Annotated in this window: 21 protein-coding genes and 1 riboswitch; of the genes, 6 read left to right on the top strand and 15 right to left on the bottom strand. The window is 59.5% G+C overall.

Annotation, left to right across the window (positions count from 1 at the left end):
• Positions 1-5 precede the first annotated feature (5 nt).
• A complete protein-coding gene (locus AB6803_RS05960; RefSeq protein WP_371108338.1) occupies positions 6-1,238 on the bottom strand; it encodes a multidrug effflux MFS transporter in 1,233 nt (410 codons plus the stop codon).
• A 140-nt stretch (positions 1,239-1,378) separates the two neighbouring features.
• The gene (grxD, locus tag AB6803_RS05965) at positions 1,379-1,714 is read right to left on the bottom strand and encodes a Grx4 family monothiol glutaredoxin (protein ID WP_371108021.1); all 336 of its coding nucleotides are present in this window, start codon (positions 1,712-1,714) and stop codon (positions 1,379-1,381) included.
• Positions 1,715-2,089: 375 nt separating this feature from the next.
• Here grxD and AB6803_RS05970 point away from each other — a divergent pair, with 375 nt between their 5' ends.
• Together AB6803_RS05970 and AB6803_RS05975 are read left to right on the top strand one after the other, a co-directional pair.
• Complete coding sequence (locus AB6803_RS05970; RefSeq protein ID WP_371108022.1) at positions 2,090-2,401, top strand: hypothetical protein; 312 nt, start codon at positions 2,090-2,092, stop codon at positions 2,399-2,401.
• A 144-nt stretch (positions 2,402-2,545) separates the two neighbouring features.
• Positions 2,546-3,745 carry a hypothetical protein gene (locus tag AB6803_RS05975; protein ID WP_371108023.1) on the top strand — a complete coding sequence of 400 codons (1,200 nt, stop codon included), beginning with the start codon at positions 2,546-2,548 and terminating at the stop codon, positions 3,743-3,745.
• Here AB6803_RS05975 and AB6803_RS05980 read toward each other — a convergent pair.
• The 4 genes from AB6803_RS05980 to AB6803_RS05995 all read right to left on the bottom strand — a co-directional run bounded on the left by AB6803_RS05980 (position 3,731) and on the right by AB6803_RS05995 (position 8,513).
• Positions 3,731-3,964, bottom strand: a complete 234-nt coding sequence (locus tag AB6803_RS05980) for a BolA family protein (protein WP_004108912.1) — start codon at positions 3,962-3,964, stop codon at positions 3,731-3,733. The two genes, AB6803_RS05975 and AB6803_RS05980, sit on opposite strands and share 15 nt — an antisense overlap.
• A 17-nt stretch (positions 3,965-3,981) precedes the next feature.
• A complete protein-coding gene (gene purL / locus AB6803_RS05985; RefSeq protein WP_371108024.1) occupies positions 3,982-6,213 on the bottom strand; it encodes a phosphoribosylformylglycinamidine synthase subunit PurL in 2,232 nt (743 codons plus the stop codon).
• Positions 6,214-6,369: 156 nt separating this feature from the next.
• Complete coding sequence (locus AB6803_RS05990) at positions 6,370-6,909, bottom strand: acyloxyacyl hydrolase (RefSeq protein WP_371108025.1); 540 nt, start codon at positions 6,907-6,909, stop codon at positions 6,370-6,372.
• Between the two features lie 185 nt (positions 6,910-7,094).
• Positions 7,095-8,513: a PLP-dependent aminotransferase family protein gene (locus tag AB6803_RS05995; protein WP_371108026.1), complete on the bottom strand. Its 1,419-nt coding sequence runs from the start codon at positions 8,511-8,513 to the stop codon at positions 7,095-7,097.
• A 187-nt stretch (positions 8,514-8,700) separates the two neighbouring features.
• On the opposite strand from AB6803_RS05995, the gene AB6803_RS06000 reads away from it, so the two are divergent.
• Both AB6803_RS06000 and AB6803_RS06005 read left to right on the top strand, forming a co-directional pair.
• The gene (locus tag AB6803_RS06000; RefSeq protein WP_371108339.1) at positions 8,701-8,865 is read left to right on the top strand and encodes a DUF1127 domain-containing protein; all 165 of its coding nucleotides are present in this window, start codon (positions 8,701-8,703) and stop codon (positions 8,863-8,865) included.
• Between the two features lie 90 nt (positions 8,866-8,955).
• Positions 8,956-9,036, top strand: a riboswitch (ZMP/ZTP riboswitch).
• A 20-nt stretch (positions 9,037-9,056) separates the two neighbouring features.
• Positions 9,057-10,016 carry a threonine/serine dehydratase gene (locus AB6803_RS06005; RefSeq protein ID WP_371108027.1) on the top strand — a complete coding sequence of 320 codons (960 nt, stop codon included), beginning with the start codon at positions 9,057-9,059 and terminating at the stop codon, positions 10,014-10,016.
• A 66-nt stretch (positions 10,017-10,082) separates the two neighbouring features.
• Here the strand turns inward: AB6803_RS06005 and AB6803_RS06010 are convergent, their stop codons facing one another.
• The 6 genes from AB6803_RS06010 to AB6803_RS06035 form a co-directional block, all read right to left on the bottom strand.
• Positions 10,083-10,490, bottom strand: coding sequence for a hypothetical protein (locus AB6803_RS06010; RefSeq protein ID WP_371108028.1), 408 nt, complete (start codon positions 10,488-10,490; stop codon positions 10,083-10,085).
• A gap of 126 nt (positions 10,491-10,616) precedes the next feature.
• Complete coding sequence (gene purQ / locus AB6803_RS06015; RefSeq protein ID WP_007696304.1) at positions 10,617-11,288, bottom strand: phosphoribosylformylglycinamidine synthase subunit PurQ; 672 nt, start codon at positions 11,286-11,288, stop codon at positions 10,617-10,619.
• Positions 11,285-11,842, bottom strand: coding sequence for an RNA 2'-phosphotransferase (locus AB6803_RS06020; protein WP_371108029.1), 558 nt, complete (start codon positions 11,840-11,842; stop codon positions 11,285-11,287). Before AB6803_RS06020 ends, purQ begins: the two co-directional genes overlap by 4 nt.
• Before the next feature lie 8 nt (positions 11,843-11,850).
• The gene (gene purS / locus AB6803_RS06025; RefSeq protein WP_371108030.1) at positions 11,851-12,093 is read right to left on the bottom strand and encodes a phosphoribosylformylglycinamidine synthase subunit PurS; all 243 of its coding nucleotides are present in this window, start codon (positions 12,091-12,093) and stop codon (positions 11,851-11,853) included.
• Positions 12,094-12,111: 18 nt separating this feature from the next.
• On the bottom strand, positions 12,112-12,876 hold the full coding sequence (gene purC / locus AB6803_RS06030; RefSeq protein WP_007696300.1) for a phosphoribosylaminoimidazolesuccinocarboxamide synthase: 765 nt from the start codon (positions 12,874-12,876) through the stop codon (positions 12,112-12,114).
• 265 nt (positions 12,877-13,141) lie between these two features.
• Positions 13,142-13,696 carry an RBBP9/YdeN family alpha/beta hydrolase gene (locus tag AB6803_RS06035; RefSeq protein ID WP_371108031.1) on the bottom strand — a complete coding sequence of 185 codons (555 nt, stop codon included), beginning with the start codon at positions 13,694-13,696 and terminating at the stop codon, positions 13,142-13,144.
• 173 nt (positions 13,697-13,869) lie between these two features.
• Here AB6803_RS06035 and AB6803_RS06040 point away from each other — a divergent pair, with 173 nt between their 5' ends.
• Together AB6803_RS06040 and AB6803_RS06045 are read left to right on the top strand one after the other, a co-directional pair.
• Positions 13,870-14,676, top strand: coding sequence for a DUF2189 domain-containing protein (locus AB6803_RS06040; RefSeq protein ID WP_371108032.1), 807 nt, complete (start codon positions 13,870-13,872; stop codon positions 14,674-14,676).
• 108 nt (positions 14,677-14,784) lie between these two features.
• Positions 14,785-15,255, top strand: a complete 471-nt coding sequence (locus AB6803_RS06045; RefSeq protein ID WP_371108033.1) for a low affinity iron permease family protein — start codon at positions 14,785-14,787, stop codon at positions 15,253-15,255.
• Positions 15,256-15,267: 12 nt separating this feature from the next.
• Here the strand turns inward: AB6803_RS06045 and purB are convergent, their stop codons facing one another.
• The 3 genes from purB to rpe all read right to left on the bottom strand — a co-directional run bounded on the left by purB (position 15,268) and on the right by rpe (position 17,866).
• Complete coding sequence (gene purB / locus AB6803_RS06050) at positions 15,268-16,569, bottom strand: adenylosuccinate lyase (protein WP_371108034.1); 1,302 nt, start codon at positions 16,567-16,569, stop codon at positions 15,268-15,270.
• 102 nt (positions 16,570-16,671) lie between these two features.
• The gene (locus tag AB6803_RS06055; RefSeq protein WP_371108035.1) at positions 16,672-17,085 is read right to left on the bottom strand and encodes a hypothetical protein; all 414 of its coding nucleotides are present in this window, start codon (positions 17,083-17,085) and stop codon (positions 16,672-16,674) included.
• Between the two features lie 94 nt (positions 17,086-17,179).
• A complete protein-coding gene (rpe, locus tag AB6803_RS06060) occupies positions 17,180-17,866 on the bottom strand; it encodes a ribulose-phosphate 3-epimerase (protein ID WP_371108036.1) in 687 nt (228 codons plus the stop codon).
• Between the last annotated feature and the right edge of the window lie 17 nt (positions 17,867-17,883).

Below are 17,883 nucleotides of genomic sequence, written 5' to 3' on the forward strand. Positions count from 1 at the left end.
GCCTGTCAATGAAGAGCGAGGGATTGATCGGCCGGCGGTGGCGCATTGTGTGGCTGGAAGAGGCGCCCCTTCTCGGCAATCAGCACGAAGACGATGCCGATCAGCGAGACGGTGAAGTAGCCGACGACCATCGGCGTTGCCGTGCCGTTGAAATATTGGCCGATGCCAGCACCTATCGATGCTCCGCCGACCGTGCTCATGAAGCCGAGTACGGAGGAGGCGGTGCCTGCGACATGGCCGAGCGGCTCCATCGCGAGCGAATTGAAGTTCGAGCCGATCAGGCCGAACTGGAACATCGCCAGCGCGAAGAAGACCATGAACAGCGGGAAGGGCATCGGCGCGGGGCCGTAAAGCTGCACCAACAACCAGATGAAGGTGACGAAGCAGAAACCGAAGAGTGCCCCATGCGACAGCCGCCGCATGCCGAAGCGGCCGACGAGCTGCGAATTGATGAAGGACGACAGGGCCATGAACACCGCCACGCCGCCAAAGGCGACGGGTGTGTAGACGCCCAGCCCATAAATGCCGCTGTAGATCTGCTGTGCCGAATTGATGAAGCCGAACAGCGCGCCGAACAGGAAGGTGCTGGCGAGCGTGTAGCACAGCGCGACACGGTTCGTGAGAACCATGCGGAAGCCAGCAGCGACGGACTTTACGGTCAGGGGCCGGACATTCTCGGGCTTCAGCGTCTCCGGCAGGCGGAAATACATCCATATGCCGACCAGGGTCGCCATGGTGGCGATGAAGACGAAGATCATGTGCCAGGTGCTCACCAGCATGATGATCTGGCCGCTTCCTGGCGCAATGACCGGAACGATCATGAAGACCATCATGATCAGCGACATGACCTCGGCCATCTGCCGGCCGCCGAAGATGTCGCGGACAATGGAAATGGTGATGACGCGCGTTGCCGCCGAGCCCAGGCCCTGGATGAAGCGCAGGGCAAGCAGGCCGGCAAAGGACGGGATGAGCGCGATGCCGAAAGCGGAGACGATGAAGACGATGAGGCCGATCAACAGCGGCAGGCGGCGGCCGAAGCGATCCGACAAGGGGCCATAGAAAAGCTGCGCCGAACCGAAACCGATCAGATAGGCGGTCACCACATATTGACGGTGGTTCTCGTTTTCGACGCCGAGGGAGGAGCCGATCTGCTGAAGGGCGGGGAGCATGATGTCGATCGCCAGCGAGTTGATCGCCATCAGAAAAGCCGCGAGCGCGATGAACTCGCGTTTGCCCATGGGCAATTGCCAATGGGACATGGCTGGGGATGGGTTCGTCACGGTTTTATTCCCATAAACATATCAAGGCGCTGTCGAGCGACAGCGCCTTATCAATCGAGTTGGACTATGGAAACCGGACGAGAGTGCCCGGTGACCGGTCAGGCGGCGCCGCGGACGCTGATGCCGTGTTCCTGAAAATGCTGCTGCAGCTCGCCCGCCTGGAACATTTCGCGCACGATGTCACAGCCGCCGATGAACTCGCCCTTCACGTAGAGCTGGGGAATCGTGGGCCAACTGGAATAGTCCTTGATACCCTGGCGAATTTCCGCGTCAGCCAGAACGTTGACACTCTTATAGTCCACGCCGATGTAGTCGAGGATTTGGACCACCTGGCCCGAGAAACCACATTGCGGGAACTGCGGGGTGCCCTTCATGAAGAGAACGACATCGTTGGTCTTCACTTCATTTTCGATGAATTCGTTGATGCCGCTCATATCCGTGTCCTTTCACATGCGGGGTCAAGGTCCGCAGTTCCAAATCTTTTCCTTAAATAGCAAGGAGAACGTTCGATTTCCAGCCGCAATAATGTGTCCGAATGTTTTTCATCGCATGAATGGGCTTTCGCGCAACATTGGTCCCGAATGATGGCGCCGTGTTGGAATTATCACCTTTTTTTGAACAGTGCGTTTTGAAATCGCGTCTTCAACTGGGAAACCGAACAACACATATAAAAAGAAGCAAGGGACGCTTAATATTACGCTACTAGGTTTTTTAGAGTCGGTGGCGGGAGAATTTTTGACGCACGCCGGTAGGCGGCATGATGGGTACCTGTCCCTTTGCGAGCATTGCATTTTTCGGGAGCGGGTATCATGAGCCATCATCACTATTCTGACGGCCAGGTCGGCGAGGAACGCGATTTTTACGGTTCCAGCGAGACGAGCGAAGGCGAGCGGGAATATTATGAACATGTTCGAACCCCAAAAGCGTCGATACTGAACAGCGCCGTCACGGTCAGCGCCATTGTACTGATGCTCAGCATTGCCTTTGGTTATCGCGCGACAACCACAACTGCGGCACCGCAGGTTCAGCCCCAGCCTCCGACGGCCTTGCATAGAATCATGACCGCGCCGCCGGCCGATCCCTGCGCCGATTACTCGCCCTATTCTGGCCGGGAGTGCTGACGTAGAGGCTTCCTTAACCATGCCGTGGGAACCTCTTCGTCAGTTTTCGCGATGGTTTGCCATGAAAAAGCCGGCAGGTCATGGTGTTGGCGGTCTCTGAGATCGATGCGATGCACATCAGTGCGCCGGGGAACCAAGTACATTATGCGTAACGTTGACAAGAGGGTGGTCCTTCACTTCCCTGGCTTCGAGCCACTGGATGCGTCCTTGCATCGGGCGCGTTATGAGCGTTCGGCGACGCAAAGTGCCGCCGCATGGGATTTTTCGGTCGCCGTCGATTCGTTGCAGAACTTCGGCAGGGCGCCTTATTTCGATGTGAATGCCAAGGGCGCCGATTGGCAGACCCTTAGCCGCGTTCATATCCTCGATCACAACGATCTGGTCGCAAAGCTGAATGGCAGGCCATTTTTCACGCGGCTGGGGCAGGGCTATCTCGCCGCCGGGAGAGTGGCGGCGTCCGGCGGCATGAAGGGATATTTCCGTCACGCCTGGCGCTTCGGCCTGTTCTTCATTTTTCCGTTCCTGTTGATGCTGGTCGGGCTGCTCCTCAGCCTCTTGATCGCGTTTTCCCCATTTTTCCTCGGGCTTCCATCTTGGAGCCATATCGGCAGCATCGCGCTGGCGGTGGCCTTCTTCATCTACGTCTTCCTGCCTCAGGCAGAACGGCTGCACACGCTGCATCTCTTCGCCGACTGGGAGATGGCTGTCGCCATGGCGGGGTTGAACGGAATTGGTGCTGAGCAATGGATCGAAGCCTGCGCGATTAGCGCGCGCCAGGCGCTCGATGAGCCGGCCGATGAATATGTCATTTCCTCGCACAGCATGGGGTCGAGCGTTGCCGCCCATGTGATCGGGCTGCTGCTCGAGCGGGAGCCGGCGCTATTTCAGGGCAAACGCATTGTGTTCACGACGCTCGGCAGCGCCATCCTGCAATGTGCATTGATGCGGCCGGCGGTGACGCTGCGTTCGCGAGTAGGCCTATTGGCCCGCTGTCAGGAAATCTTCTGGCTCGATGTCCACTGTCTGACGGATGCGATCCATTTCTACAAAGCCAAAGTCGCCGCGGTCTGCGGACATGCTGACGCGCCGCAGGCCACGATCCAGTTCATTCGCTTCAAGAAAATGCTGTCGTCGAAGCATTATGCCAAGATCAAGCGCGATTTCCTGCGCGTACACCGGCAATATGTGCTCGGACCGGACGTCCGGGCTCCCTTCGATTTCACGCTTCTGACGGCCGGCCCGCTGCCGGCATCCAGTTTTGCTGCATTCACGCAGACAGATATGCCGGAGCTGGCTTTCGGCCCCGGCAGTGACAGCGTCCGGATTTCCTCAGTCGGGCGCTGAGGTCTGCAGCGCTAGGGCGTGCAGGACGCCGCCCATATTGCCCTTCAATGCGTCATAGACCATCTGGTGCTGCTGCACGCGGCTCTTGCCACGGAAGGCTTCGGCCACGACTTCGGCGGCATAATGATCGCCATCCCCGGCCAGGTCGCGAATCGTCACCTTGGCACCGGGAATGCCGGCCTTGATCATGTCTTCGATATCGCCGGGATTCATTGGCATTAGTGATTTACCTCATTCTATTCGGCAGCAGCGAGCGCGCTGCCATCCATGAAGGCAGGAAACCACGATTCATGCGCCAGACGCAACTGCTGAACGGAAACGGAAAGCAGACCGTCAATGGCAAGCGCGTCACCTTCGACCGTGCCGAGACGACGGAAAGGCACACCGGCGCTTTCGGCGTTGATGCAGACGAAATCGGCAACATCGGTGGGCACGGCAATGACATAGCGCGCCTGATCCTCACCGAAGAGCAGGGCATGAGACAGGCCCTTGCACTCGCCAAGATCGATGTTCAGGCCCTTGCCCGAGGCCATGGCCATTTCGGCGAGCGCCAGCCCGAGACCGCCCGATGAAATGTCGTGGCAGGCGGTAACCTGGCCGTTGCGAATGGCGGAGCGGACGAAATCGCCGTTGCGGCGTTCCGCGAAGAGATCGACTTCCGGGGCCGGGCCATCCGTCGAGCCGAGGATGTCGCGCAGATAGATGGAAGAGCCGAGATGGCTGCCGTCGACACCGATCATAATGATGCGATCGCCTTCGGAGGCCGAGCCGATACGGGCCATCGCTTGCCAGTCCGGAAGCAAGCCAACACCGGCGATCGTCGGGGTCGGCAGGATCCCGACGCCGTTGGTTTCGTTATAGAGCGAGACATTGCCCGAGACGATCGGGAAATCGAGCGCGCGGCAGGCTTCGCCGATGCCTTTGATGGCGCCGACGAGCTGCCCCATGATCTCGGGCTTTTCCGGATTGCCGAAATTCAGATTGTCGGTCGCGGCCAGCGGCTCGGCGCCCGTCGCGGTGATATTGCGCCAGCATTCGGCGACGGCCTGCTTGCCGCCTTCGAACGGATCGGCTTCGACATAGCGCGGCGTCACGTCGGAGGAGAAGGCAAGCGCCTTGGTCGGATGACCTTCGACGCGAACGACGCCGGCGTCGCCGCCCGGAAGCTGCAGCGAGTTGCCCTGGATCAGCGTGTCATATTGTTCGTAAACCCAGCGACGGCTGGACTGGTTGGCCGAGCCGACCAGCGACAGCAGTGTCTGGCCGTAATCTTCGGGTGCTGCGACGAGATTGGCGGGCAGGGCGCCGCGCTTGTCGGCTTCGCGCCAGGGGCGATCATATTCGGGAGCCTGGTCGCCGAGATCCTTGATCGGCAGATCGGCGACTTCCTCGCCCTGATGGATGACGCGGAAGCGCAGGTCGTCGGTGGTCTTGCCGACGATGGCGAAATCCAGGCCCCACTTGACGAAGATCGCCTTGGCGACCGCTTCCTTTTCCGGCTTCAACACCATGAGCATGCGCTCCTGGCTTTCCGACAGCATCATTTCATAGGCCGTCATCTGCTCTTCGCGCACCGGCACCTTGTCGAGATCGAGCTCGATACCGAGGTCGCCCTTGGCGCCCATTTCGACAGCCGAGCAGGTAAGGCCGGCAGCACCCATGTCCTGGATGGCAATGACGGCGCCGGTCTGCATCAGCTCAAGGCAGGCTTCCAGCAGGCACTTTTCGGTGAAGGGATCGCCGACTTGAACAGTCGGGCGCTTTTCTTCGATCGATTCGTCGAATTCCGCCGATGCCATGGTCGCGCCGCCGACACCGTCACGACCGGTCTTGGCGCCGAGGTAGACGACCGGCAGGCCGACGCCCTTGGCTTCCGACAGGAAGATGGCGTTGGATTTCGCAAGGCCGGCTGCAAAGGCGTTGACGAGAATATTGCCATTATAGCGCGCGTCGAACTCGACTTCGCCGCCCACGGTCGGTACGCCGAAGGAATTGCCGTAACCGCCGACGCCGGCGACGACGCCGGAAACGAGGTGGCGGGTCTTCGGATGATCCGGCTCGCCGAAGCGCAGGGCGTTCATCGCCGCGATCGGGCGCGCGCCCATGGTGAAGACGTCGCGCAGGATGCCGCCGACACCGGTCGCAGCCCCCTGATAGGGCTCGATGTAGGACGGATGGTTGTGGCTCTCCATCTTGAAGACAACGCAATCGCCGTCATCGATGTCGACCACCCCGGCATTCTCGCCAGGACCCTGGATGACGCGCGGTCCCTTGGTCGGCAAAGTGCGCAGCCACTTCTTCGAGGATTTGTAAGAGCAGTGCTCGTTCCACATGGCCGAGAAGATGCCGAGCTCGGTAAAGGAGGGCTCGCGGCCGATCAGATCCAGAATGCGCTGATATTCGTCCGGCTTCAGGCCGTGGGCGGCAATCAGTTCCGGGGTGATCTGGATCGTATTCGAAAGGGTCATGGGCGCTCGAAGGTCCTTGCCTGTAAAGGGTTTGAAGGCCGGTCAGGGGATCGGGGGTCTCTTTAGCGCATGTGAACCTGTCGCGCGACAGGAAAATGACCGCGATTCACAATAGGTAAATCACGATCGTGATCATTTGCAGCCGCTTGGCCGCGATCAGAACTTGTACCCGACCAAAACGCCGACGCGGGTCATGCCGCCATTGGGGCCATCGCAAATATTAGCATGCGACGAATGAGCAATCTGCGCCATCATATTCCAATGGCTGTCGAAATTGTATCCGATGCCGGCATATTCATGGAAGAGCAGACGGCAGCCGAGCATGGGGCCGTGCTCGGTCCAATCATCGAGGTTGCCGGTGTGGATCGTACCGCCGAAGCCGGCCTCCGTGAAAATGCCGTTGCTATGCGTGAGCGTCCAGGAAAGGCCACCATAGAATTGCGTCGCCGAACCCGCTGTGCCGACAGAGGTTCCGAGATGAATGCGCGGATGGGTCAGTTGGTCCTTCCAGCCCGCGGTCGGATTGTACCCGAACGGATTGAACAGCACCTGGACATCTGGGAAAACGCCGTTCTCGTGGTCGTATCCGCTCTGAATAGACCCGCTTGCACCGAAGCGCAGTTCATCGAATATCTTGCTGTCGGCGGCCGCGGCGGATTCATTGGCAATGAAAATAAAACCAGCCGCAACAAACATAGCCGCTAGGCCAATCTTCCCAAAAGGGCGGCCCAAAATGGATACAGTAAGCATGCACTCCCCCCAAAATGGCGAGCGAATCGCGTCTTATTGAGGGATCGTAGCACCCCCGAACCCGAGGTAAAGCGTCAGTTACTAAGTAAAGCTTGTTTTCTCGACAACGAAGCAAAACCGCAACAATACCGTCATATGTGGCTGTCGTAGCCCGCCGAGCCGTTTTCCAGAAGGCGACGTAACGTCATGAAACCGGCTGCGACATCGTCGCGGCGCTGCGGAGAGGAAAAAGCGACGCGAACGCGGTGATAGACCTTATCCGAACGGCCCGCCTTGAACTCATCCTCGTCGTCGATCAGCACGCCCTCAGCAATCGCGGCGTTCTTGAATGTGCCGGAAAGCCAGGGCTCAGGCAATTTCAGCCACAGGAATGGCACATGCTGATGTGAGGTGAATTCGAAGCCGGATAGAGCGTCGCGTGCCAATTGCTCCCGGGCGCGGATTTCCTCGACCGCCTTACGGCGCAGCGCCAGCGCATGGCCATCGAGCACCAGTCGGGCGCAGGTTTCCGCCAGGATGAAAGGCAGCCCGCCGGTCGTCATCTTGTGGGTGACCTTGATGCGCTGGGCGAAATGCGGCGGGCAAGCGACCCAGCCGCCGCGTACACCCGCGGTGACGGATTTCGACAGGCCGCTGACCAGAAAGGTGCGCTCCGGCGCTATGCTTGCCATCAACGGGTTCGGATCCTCAGTCATGCCACCATAGAGGTCGTCCTCGATCAGCCAGACGCTGTGACGCCGGGCGATGGCGGCAATCGCGCGGCGGCGCGCTTCCGGCATGGTCGTCAACGTCGGATTGTGGGCCGTGGGCATCAGAAAGGCCAGGCGTGGATGCTGCTGCTGGCAAAGCCGCTCGAAATCGTCGGGAATGATGCCGTGCTCGTCGGACTCCACCAATATGGAGCGGCGACCGAGAAGACGGGTGGCGCGGCTGACCTGCGTGTAGGTCAGGTTCTCGAAGACGATCTTGTCGCCAGGGGAGGTGACTGCCGAAATGACCGCGATGGCGGCGGCATGGGCGCCGAGCGTCGGCACGACAGTCTCGATCGCCGGTTGCCAACCGTTGCGGGCAAGCCAGACCTGACCGGCACGGAACCAGTTCGTCGGGAAACTCCGCGAATAGGAGGAAATTTCCGCCTGATGATCGCGGCTGATGTCGGCGAAAAGCTGGCCAATGATCTGACCCTGGCCGATATCGGGTGCTGCCGTCGTATCGAAGCGGATCTTGCCGTCCGGAGTCTCTAGGCCACGGGTGCCGGAGAGCGCCTGCGTGATCGGATCCACCGGCTCGATCTGCCTGCTGTTGATCCGGTCGAGCACATAGGTGCCACGCCCGACTTCGCCGGCGACGAGGCCGCGTTCGTGCACGAGCGCATAGGCCCGGCTGACCGTGCCGATCGTCACGCCGATATCATAGGCGAGATTGCGCTGCGGCGGCAGTTTGGTCCCCGGTGGTAAAACACCGTGGGTGATCGCGTTTTCGATGGCGTCGGCGACGCGGATGTAAACCGGTCCGATCCCGCTGGAAATGTCAGGTAGCCAATTTGTCATGATGACAATTTCTTAAATTGCTTCGAAAATAGAGTCAATACTAAGAGTCAATTGTATCGTTTGGCTTGGTACGCCCTTATTGTCATAATCATGCGAGCATAAAATGGATACAATTGATACAATCTGCCTTTCCAAAGGCACCGCACCCGTCAGGATGCCGCTTGTTGCTTTCAAGCCGGCGAAGCTTATGTCGCGCCTGGCACACCGTTTTTGGGCGCCCTTTGCACTTTGGATCGAGAAGCGCGAAAGCCGGTGGACGTTGCGAGATCTGACGGATGACCAATTGTGCGATATCGGGCTTACGCGCAGTGAGGCGAAGACTGAAGTCAGCAAGTCGTTTTTCTGGGATTGAGCGAGTAGGGCTGCGTATCAAGCCAGCGCGCGCCCGTCTTGTTCGGGGCCTTTCACATCCTTGACATTGTCTGGCCAGTGCACGAGCTTGTCGCAGCTGCGCGACTGGCGGATTGTGATGGAAAACCATCGTGGAACGCAGCCACATATGCCGACCGCCTGGGCCTTACTGAGAAACGCAAAGGGGCTCATATGCGCTTGGATATCGATCGAATCGAAACCGCTGCCACGACCATACACAAGGTCTTTCTGCATACACCGCAATATATCTGTGACAGTCTGAGCCGGGCTCTGGGCTGCCGGGTCGTTCTCAAAGTGGAAACGATGAATCCTGTGCGCTGCTTCAAGGGCCGTGGCACAGAGATGGTTTTGGCACGGCTACAGTCGCAAGGTGATACGAAGTCGGTCGTCTGCGCCAGCGCGGGCAATCTGGGCCAGGCACTCGCCTATGGCGGTCGGCTGAGAAACTTTGATGTCACGGTGACGGCGTCCGCCACGGCCAATGCCTTCAAGGTGGAGAAGATGCGGTTACTTGGAGCAAATGTGGTGTTGGTCGAAGGGGAGATCGAAGCCGCGCTCCGGGCGGCCTCGGATCATGCCGAAGAGACGGGCGCATTCCTCGTGGAGGACAGTAAAAATCTCGACACTTGTGAAGGTGCCGCGACAATCGGGCTCGAGCTTTCGGAATTTCCTCAAGCGCTGGACGCTGTTTTCGTTTCTCTCGGTGCCGGGGCAATGGCGACCGGCATCGGCTACGCCCTGAAGTGCCGGCGGCCAAGTGTGGAGATAATCACGGTCCAGCCCCAAAATGCGCCGGCTATGACTCTTTCCTTCAAGGCCAGGCAGATTGTGGACGCTGGCGCCCCGAACACCATCGCCGATGGAGTGGCCGGGCGCTATGTAATCCCGGAAGTCCTCGATGATTTATTGGCCGTCACCGATGACGCCCTTTTGGTCAGCGAGGAGAGCATCGAACAGGGAATGCGACTTCTATACCTGCATTCGGGACTTATCGTGGAGCCCGCCGCCGCACTTGGCGTCGCCGCCATTCTTGAGAATCCGCAGCGTTTTGCTGGCAAGACCGTGGCAACCGTTCTTTGTGGCGGCAATGTCGAACCCAAGGCATTCGAAGAGTGGATTGGGAAGCATTGAAAGTCTGTCCGCTTGAACCCGAGCGGTGGCTTACTCGTTGACAACGAGTCGCTACGGCCAACTCGCTTACTGGCAGCCCTTCGAGCCCGCGGCCCAACGGTTGACGTCGCCGGTGATGCGGCCGCCGGAAGCGCCACCCATCATTGGGCCGAAAGCCTGCAGCTGCGCCGGATTGCCTTCCGCCTGGACGACGAGGGACGGGCGGCCGGTCGGGTGCTTCTTGTCGACCACGAGAATGCGCGGGCGGCCGGTGAAGGAGTTGAGTTCAGGCGCGAGCTGATAGCCGGCGAAGGCCGGATCGGCCGATTTGAACCAGCAGGCATTGGCGCTCATCATGACGCGTTCCATCGTCGTCAGCGCAGTGCGATCAACCGTGATAGCGGTCGGTGCACGCGTGCCGCAGGATGTGACGAGCAGGCCGAGAGCCGCAAGAGCGGCGGCGGAATAAAATCCGGTAGCGAGGCGAGGGCGCATCAATCTCTCTTCCAATGGATGGGTTTGGGCTGCTCCAGCCGATGATGTGAAAGGAACGTTCCGACACCCTCACGGCACAAAGCGCCAGCCGGTTCGAAAGTTCCACTGTTCGTGTGGATGATCGCCTCAGGCGGCGATCACGTCGAGGGCGGAGGCGAAGAGGCCGCGACCGTCGGAGCCGCCATGAGCTGCCTCGATCAGGTTTTCCGGATGCGGCATCATGCCAAGCACATTGCCCTTGGCGTTGATGACGCCGGCGATGTCGTTGATCGAGCCGTTCGGGTTGGTGCCTTCAGCATAGCGGAAGACCACCTGGCCATTACCTTCGATCGCCGCCAGCGTTTCGCTGTCGGCAAAATAATTGCCGTCATGATGGGCGACCGGGCTGCGGATCACCTGGCCCTTCGCATAGGCGCGGGTAAAGTCCGTTTCGGCGTTAGTGACCTCGAGCTTGACCTCGCGGCAGACGAACTTCAGCGAGGCATTGCGCATCAGCGCGCCCGGCAGCATGCCGGCTTCAACCAGAATCTGGAAGCCATTGCAGACGCCGAGAACCTTGACGCCCTTGTCTGCCTTGTCCTTGATCGCCTGCATGACCGGCATGCGGGCTGCAATCGCGCCGCAACGCAGGTAATCGCCATAGGAGAAGCCGCCGGGAATGACGATCAGGTCGACATCTGGAATCTCGGTTTCCGTCTGCCAGATCGTGACGGGCGCCTGTCCGGAAATCTTGGTCAGCGCCGCGATCATGTCACGGTCGCGATTGAGACCGGGAAGTTGAACGACTGCTGATTTCATGATTCTGCTCCCGAGATAGGCGAAAGATATTGGCTTGGAACGTGATCGGTGAGCCATACCCCATTGTCCGTGACAAAGAAAGAATGACCTTCGGAATGCATGCGCGCCGCTTCGACTTCGAGGATGATATGGACACCCTTGCGTCGGGCAGCGACGATCTTGGCCGTTTCCGTATCCGCCGACAGATGAACGTGGTGCCGTTGCATCTTCTTCAGTCCCGCGTTCTGAATTACTGTCCAGCTCTCCATCGTGGTTCCATGAAAGAGCTGCGACGGTGGCGTCGCCGGGGCCAGCGCCAGATCGACGTTGACGCTGTGACCCTGCGCCGCCCGAATACGATCGCCCATCAGGGTAAAGCGCTTCTTCGGGTTGGTCTCGATCACTTCGAGGAGATCGGCGTCGGTAACATCAAAACGAGTGAAAACAGCCTTCTTCAAATCTTCGAACGGCACCCATCCCTCCGGATCCAATGTCAATCCAACTTCATGCGGTGCGTGCCGCAGCACGTAGCTCATGAACTTGGAGATTTCGGTCTGGAGGCTCGCGGATGCCATCGATGATCTCAGTCGATCGAAATGCTGAAGTTCTCGATCACCGTGTTGGCGAGGAGCTTTTCGCACATGGCTTTCAGCTCGGATTCTGCCTTTGCCTTGTCTGCACCGTTGAGCTCTAGGTCGAAGACCTTGCCCTGGCGCACCTGGCCGACGCCTTCGAAGCCGAGCGCGCCGAGTGCGCCTTCAATGGCCTTGCCCTGTGGGTCGAGAACGCCGTTCTTCAGCGTGACGGTTACACGAGCCTTGATCACGATTGTCCTTCCTGCGCTTTACTTGACGAGTACCGGCCCCGTGCCGCGCACGGGTTCGTTTTCATTGATGATGCCGAGACGGCGGGCAACTTCGGAATAGGCTTCCACCAGCCCGCCCATGTCGCGACGGAAACGGTCCTTGTCCATCTTCTCATGGGTTTCGATGTCCCAGAGACGGCAGCTGTCCGGCGAGATTTCGTCGGCGAGGATGATACGCATCATGTCGCCCTCGAACAGGCGTCCGCATTCGATCTTGAAATCGACGAGCTGGATGCCGACGCCGAGGAAGAGGCCGGTCATGAAGTCGTTGACGCGGATGGCGAGCGCCATGATGTCATCGAGTTCGGCGGGGTTCGCCCAGCCGAAAGCGGTGATGTGCTCTTCAGAAACCATCGGGTCTTCGAGCGCGTCGGACTTGTAGTAGAACTCGATGATCGAGCGCGGCAGCACCACGCCTTCCTCGATGCCGAGGCGCTTGGCGAGCGAGCCGGCGGCGACATTGCGCACGACGATCTCGAGCGGGATCATCTCCACTTCCTTGATCAGCTGCTCGCGCATGTTGAGGCGGCGGATGAAGTGCGTGGGAATACCGATCTTGTTCAGATGGCTGAAAATATATTCGCAGATGCGATTGTTCAGAACACCCTTGCCATCGATGACTTCGTGTTTTTTCTTGTTGAAGGCGGTGGCATCGTCCTTGAAGAATTGGATCAGTGTGCCCGGCTCAGGTCCCTCGTAAAGGATCTTGGCCTTGCCCTCGTAAATACGGCGGCGACGGTTCATTGGTGTTGTTCTCTGTCGTTGGCGCTCTGGAGGAAGCGCAATTGGATCTGTCTGTTGGCGTCCCCATAACGGATAAGAAGCAAATTCACAATCCGCCAGCGCCTCCTTCCTCGGAATTCCGGCTTTGGTGGGTACCAATGCGAGAATCGGGATCCTGTCGTCTCATGTTCTACAGGCTTTTATTTGACGATGGAATGAAGCCCGCAAGTACTGCACAGGCTAGTGATCCACCCCAAGCAAACCATTATACCATACTTGGCCGCGACTACGGCTTAAGGTTGCTCAGAAACTTGGCGAAGACCATCGTGCCTTCCGGCCAGGGACCGTGGCCGGAATCGGCATTGATATGGCCTGCCTCGCCGGCGTCGATCAGCAGCGAGCCCCAGCTGTGGGCCAGCTCTTCGGTCTGCTCGTAGCTGCTGAATGGATCGTTGCGGCTGGCGATGATGAGCGAGGGAAAAGGCAGGGGATCGAGCGGGTAGGGACCGAAGGTCATCAGATGCTTCGGCTTGATCTTCGGATTGGCGACATCGGGCGGCGTGACGAAGAAGGCGCCGGCCACCTTTTTGCGAAACAGCGGGATCGCGTGGATTACCGATGGGACGCCAAGCGAGTGCGCCACCAGCACCACCGGCTTGGTCGCGGCGTTCACCTCTTCGGCGATGCGGGCAACCCAGTCGTCGCGCACGGGCTTTGACCATTCCGCCTGTTCAATGCGCCGCGCGGTCGAGAGCTTCTGCTCCCAGCGCGTCTGCCAGTGGTCCGGGCCGGAATTGGTGTAACCGGGAACGATGAGAATATCTGCGTCGGAGACTTTCATGATGCGCCGATGTGGAAAAGGAAGACCTGACTGTCAAGGGAAAAGGCGACAATTGCGGCAAAATTTGTTAGGATGACGCTTGCCGGTAGCGATTGATGATGTCGGCGCCTCTTTTGCCCCGATATTTTCGTGCCGCCAGCTGAACACATAGGCTGATGAGGAGGAGCAATACTATGGCGGCATTTCACGTCATGGCTGGCGCGGACCACACCTTTACGCGTCCGGCCATCCGCAAGATCGGCGTTGCCGATCTTGTTGACGCCCTGAAACTGGGACTGGACGATTTCAGAGAGAAACCGTCACACTATGTTTTCCTGTGTCTCATGTATCCGATCGCGGGTATTGCGCTGACACTGTGGAGTTCTGGCGCCAACCTGCTGCCGCTGCTCTTTCCGTTGATGTCCGGCTTCGCGCTGGTTGGACCGCTGGCGGCGATCGGTCTCTACGAGATCAGCATGCGACGGGAAAGAGGGATGGATACCTCCTGGCGGCATGCTTTCGATGTGCGCTTTTCGCCGGCCTTGCCGTCGATCATCGTGGTCGGTCTCATGCTCTTTGCCTTCTTCATCGTCTGGCTGGTGGTGGCACAGAACATCTACATGGCCTTTTTCGGTGACTCGGTGCCGGTGACGTTGTCGTCGTTCCTGTCCAACGTGCTGTCGACGCCGCAGGGCATGGCGATGATGTTCTGGGGCAATCTCGTCGGATTCGTCTTTGCCCTTGTGGTTTTGGCGACCACCATCGTCACCTTCCCGCTATTGCTTGACCGCGATGTCGGTGCCGTGGCGGCGGTCGATGCGAGCCTGCGCGCGACGTTGCTCAATCCGGTGCCGGTCGCGATCTGGGGCCTGATCGTGGCCGCACTTCTTGTGATCGGTACGATCCCGATCTTTGCGGGCCTAGCCGTGGTCATGCCTATCCTCGGCCATGCCACCTGGCATCTCTATCGCAAGCTGGTCGTGCCGGCCGAGGCGCACTAGGTAACTGGGGCGAGTGGAACCTCAGTGACCTTGCGGCGTTGATCCGCGTCACCCAGCATGTGTCTCCCGAATTCGGAGATACGCAGGGAGAGGCTGAGGACTCGATGCATGGCAAGGCTCAAGCATATTTTCGCGCATTTCGCCGCCACAGTTTCGGAATGGGCGGGGAAACCGGTTATTTTCATCATGGCGCTGCTCTCGGTCGTCGTCTGGGGTCTGACGGGGCCGATCTTCAACTATTCCGAAACCTGGCAGCTCGTCATCAACACAGGCACGACCATCATCACGTTCCTGATGGTCTTCCTGCTGCAGAACGCCCAGACGCGCGATACGCGCGCTATTCAAGCCAAGCTCAATGAACTCATTCTGACCAGTGCCGCGGAAAACCGCTTTGTCGGGATTGAGAACCTCGACGAGGAGGATCTGAAGCATCTGGACCGGCTGGTGGAAAAAGCTGCCAAGGGTACCGGCGGCGGGGCAAAAAATGACGTACCAGAAAATGAGACCTCTGCGAAATCCCGCCCGAAACGGAAGAGGCGGCGCATCGTCAGCGCCGCCTCTTCAAAATCGGATCAATAGGTCGGTTCGACCTCAGCCGAAGACGCGCTTGAAGATCGTGTCGACGTGCTTGGTGTGATAGCCGAGGTCGAACTTTTCGCGGATATCCTCTTCCGACAAAGCCGCGCGCACTTCCTGATCGGCGAGCAGCTCCTCGAGGAAGTCCTTGCCCTGTTCCCAGACCTTCATGGCGTTGCGCTGCACGAGGCGATAGGAATCCTCGCGGGAAACGCCGGCCTGGGTCAGCGCCAGCAGCACGCGCTGCGAATGAACAAGCCCGCGGAACTTGTTCAGATTGTTCATCATATTTTCCGGATAGACCAGAAGCTTGTCGATGACGGTGGTGAGCCGCGACAGTGCGAAGTCGAGTGTGACGGTCGCGTCCGGGCCGATCATGCGCTCGACGGAAGAGTGCGAAATATCGCGCTCATGCCAGAGAGCGACGTTTTCCATCGCCGGGAGGGCATAGGAACGAACCATACGGGCAAGGCCGGTCAGGTTTTCGGTCAGCACCGGATTGCGCTTGTGCGGCATGGCCGACGAGCCCTTCTGGCCGGGGGAGAAATATTCCTCGGCTTCCAGCACTTCAGTGCGCTGCAAATGGCGGATTTCGACGGACAGGCGCTCGATCGAGGAGGCGACGACGCCGAGCGTTGCGAAGTACATCGCGTGACGGTCGCGCGGGATGACCTGCGTCGATACCGGCTCCGGCTTCAGGCCGAGGGCGGCGGCGACATGCTCTTCGACGCGCGGATCGATATTGGCGAAGGTGCCGACGGCGCCGGAAATGGCACAGGTAGCGACTTCCTCGCGCGCGGCGATCAGGCGCTGCTTGCAGCGCTCGAATTCGGCATAGGCAAGCGCCATTTTGACGCCGAAGGTGATCGGCTCGGCGTGGATGCCGTGCGAGCGGCCGATGGTGACGGTGTCCTTGTGCTCGAAGGCGCGGCGCTTCAGCGCTTCCAGCAGCTTGTCGATATCGGCAAGCAGGATATCGGTGGCGCGCACGAGCTGAATGTTGAAGCAGGTGTCGAGAACGTCGGAGGAGGTCATGCCCTGGTGCACGAAGCGGGCATTGGGACCGACGATTTCGGCCAGATGCGTCAGGAAGGCGATGACGTCATGCTTGGTGACGGCTTCAATCTCATCGATGCGGGCGACGTCGAAGGTCGCCTTACCGCCTTTTTCCCAGATCGTTTCGGCCGCGGACTTCGGAATGACGCCGAGTTGGGCCAAAGCGTCGCAAGCATGGGCCTCGATCTCGAACCAGATACGGAACTTGGTTTCGGGCGACCAGATGGCGACCATTTCCGGTCGGGAGTAGCGCGGGATCATGGGCTCACAACTTTCTTGGGATACTGGAAACGAATGCTTGGCGCCCCCATAACAAAGACGGGCGGCAATCTCAATGTTTCTTGGCGCAATCTTTCGTTCGGTTCAACGCATATGCCTGGCGAGATAGAGGCTCGCGGCCAGCAAACAGAGGAGACCGAAGGGCAGAAACAGGCCAAGGCCGAGGATCGCGAACTGATAGACGGCGCTGGCGCTGGTGAAAGCGAATTGAAATGCCCAGACGAGCGTGCCGAAAGGCGCATGCCAGCGCGAATAGAACCAGCGGTAGTCCATGGCGAAGAGAAAGGCGGTCATGGCGACGGTGCCGAGCGACAGCATAAGGAAGAACGCCGCGAAACGGGCTTCGAGCGTTCGACCGCGAGCGAGTAACCGCGCCAGCGCCACCATGAAGGGCCATGCGAGCGCGCCGCCAAAGAAATAGACGGCGATCAACGCAGGCAGGTGGCTCGTCAGAAGGCCGTTGCGCAGATAAAGCGCCGCCAGCACAGAACCCGCCATTGCTGCGCCCCAACAGGGCGCCCCGATCAGTAGCTGTCGATAGGAAGGGACGGCTGCCTTGAGCCGCCCGCTCGCAACGACAGTGCTGGCCGGATTAATTTGATCCAACGCGGCCTCGTTCTGCGGCAGCCCTGAGATCGGAAACCGTCTGCTTGTAGGCCTCGACGGAGCCGCCCTTGAAGATGGCCGAACCGGCCACGAGCACATTGGCGCCGGCAGCGGTGATGAGCGGCGCGGTCTCGACGGTGACGCCGCCATCGACTTCAAGTTCGATCGGGCGGCCGCCGATAAGTGACTTGGCGTTACGGATCTTGTCGGCCATGGCCGGAATGAATTTCTGGCCGCCGAAGCCTGGATTGACCGACATGATCAGGATCAGGTCGATATCGTCGAGGACGTTTTCCAGGATCGACAGCGGCGTTGCCGGATTGAGCGTGACGCCGACCTTCTTGCCGAGATTGCGGATCGTCTGGAGCGAGCGATGCAGATGCACGCCCGCTTCGGCATGAACCGTAATCCGGTCGCAGCCGGCCTTGGCGAAGGCTTCGAGATAGGGATCGGGGGGCGAGATCATCAGGTGGCAGTCGAATGTGGCAGTCGTATAAGAGCGCAGCGACTTGATGACATCGGCGCCGAAGGAGATGTTTGGCACGAAATGCCCATCCATGACATCGAGATGGATCCAGTCCGCCCCAGCTTCTGTCACATCTTTGACTTCCTGCCCGAGCTTGGCGAAATCGGCTGCGAGAATGGAAGGGGCAATGCGGATCGGCAGGGGCATGGGATAGCTGAACTCCG

The organism is Rhizobium sp. RCC_161_2 (assembly GCF_041355235.1).
GTDB lineage: Bacteria > Pseudomonadota > Alphaproteobacteria > Rhizobiales > Rhizobiaceae > Rhizobium.

Excerpts from the sequence above, each read along its gene's own strand:
- AB6803_RS05960 (WP_371108338.1), bottom strand. The coding sequence starts at position 1,238 with ATGGGCAAACGCGAGTTCATCGCGCTCGCGGCTTTTCTGATGGCGATC.
- grxD (WP_371108021.1), bottom strand. The coding sequence starts at position 1,714 with ATGAGCGGCATCAACGAATTCATCGAAAATGAAGTGAAGACCAACGAT.
- AB6803_RS05970 (WP_371108022.1), top strand. The coding sequence starts at position 2,090 with ATGAGCCATCATCACTATTCTGACGGCCAGGTCGGCGAGGAACGCGAT.
- AB6803_RS05975 (WP_371108023.1), top strand. The coding sequence starts at position 2,546 with ATGCGTAACGTTGACAAGAGGGTGGTCCTTCACTTCCCTGGCTTCGAG.
- AB6803_RS05980 (WP_004108912.1), bottom strand. The coding sequence starts at position 3,964 with ATGCCAATGAATCCCGGCGATATCGAAGACATGATCAAGGCCGGCATT.
- purL (WP_371108024.1), bottom strand. The coding sequence starts at position 6,213 with ATGACCCTTTCGAATACGATCCAGATCACCCCGGAACTGATTGCCGCC.
- AB6803_RS05990 (WP_371108025.1), bottom strand. The coding sequence starts at position 6,909 with ATGTTTGTTGCGGCTGGTTTTATTTTCATTGCCAATGAATCCGCCGCG.
- AB6803_RS05995 (WP_371108026.1), bottom strand. The coding sequence starts at position 8,513 with ATGACAAATTGGCTACCTGACATTTCCAGCGGGATCGGACCGGTTTAC.
- AB6803_RS06000 (WP_371108339.1), top strand. The coding sequence starts at position 8,701 with ATGTCGCGCCTGGCACACCGTTTTTGGGCGCCCTTTGCACTTTGGATC.
- AB6803_RS06005 (WP_371108027.1), top strand. The coding sequence starts at position 9,057 with ATGCGCTTGGATATCGATCGAATCGAAACCGCTGCCACGACCATACAC.
- AB6803_RS06010 (WP_371108028.1), bottom strand. The coding sequence starts at position 10,490 with ATGCGCCCTCGCCTCGCTACCGGATTTTATTCCGCCGCCGCTCTTGCG.
- purQ (WP_007696304.1), bottom strand. The coding sequence starts at position 11,288 with ATGAAATCAGCAGTCGTTCAACTTCCCGGTCTCAATCGCGACCGTGAC.
- AB6803_RS06020 (WP_371108029.1), bottom strand. The coding sequence starts at position 11,842 with ATGGCATCCGCGAGCCTCCAGACCGAAATCTCCAAGTTCATGAGCTAC.
- purC (WP_007696300.1), bottom strand. The coding sequence starts at position 12,876 with ATGAACCGTCGCCGCCGTATTTACGAGGGCAAGGCCAAGATCCTTTAC.
- AB6803_RS06035 (WP_371108031.1), bottom strand. The coding sequence starts at position 13,696 with ATGAAAGTCTCCGACGCAGATATTCTCATCGTTCCCGGTTACACCAAT.
- AB6803_RS06040 (WP_371108032.1), top strand. The coding sequence starts at position 13,870 with ATGGCGGCATTTCACGTCATGGCTGGCGCGGACCACACCTTTACGCGT.
- AB6803_RS06045 (WP_371108033.1), top strand. The coding sequence starts at position 14,785 with ATGGCAAGGCTCAAGCATATTTTCGCGCATTTCGCCGCCACAGTTTCG.
- purB (WP_371108034.1), bottom strand. The coding sequence starts at position 16,569 with ATGATCCCGCGCTACTCCCGACCGGAAATGGTCGCCATCTGGTCGCCC.
- AB6803_RS06055 (WP_371108035.1), bottom strand. The coding sequence starts at position 17,085 with ATGGCGGGTTCTGTGCTGGCGGCGCTTTATCTGCGCAACGGCCTTCTG.
- rpe (WP_371108036.1), bottom strand. The coding sequence starts at position 17,866 with ATGCCCCTGCCGATCCGCATTGCCCCTTCCATTCTCGCAGCCGATTTC.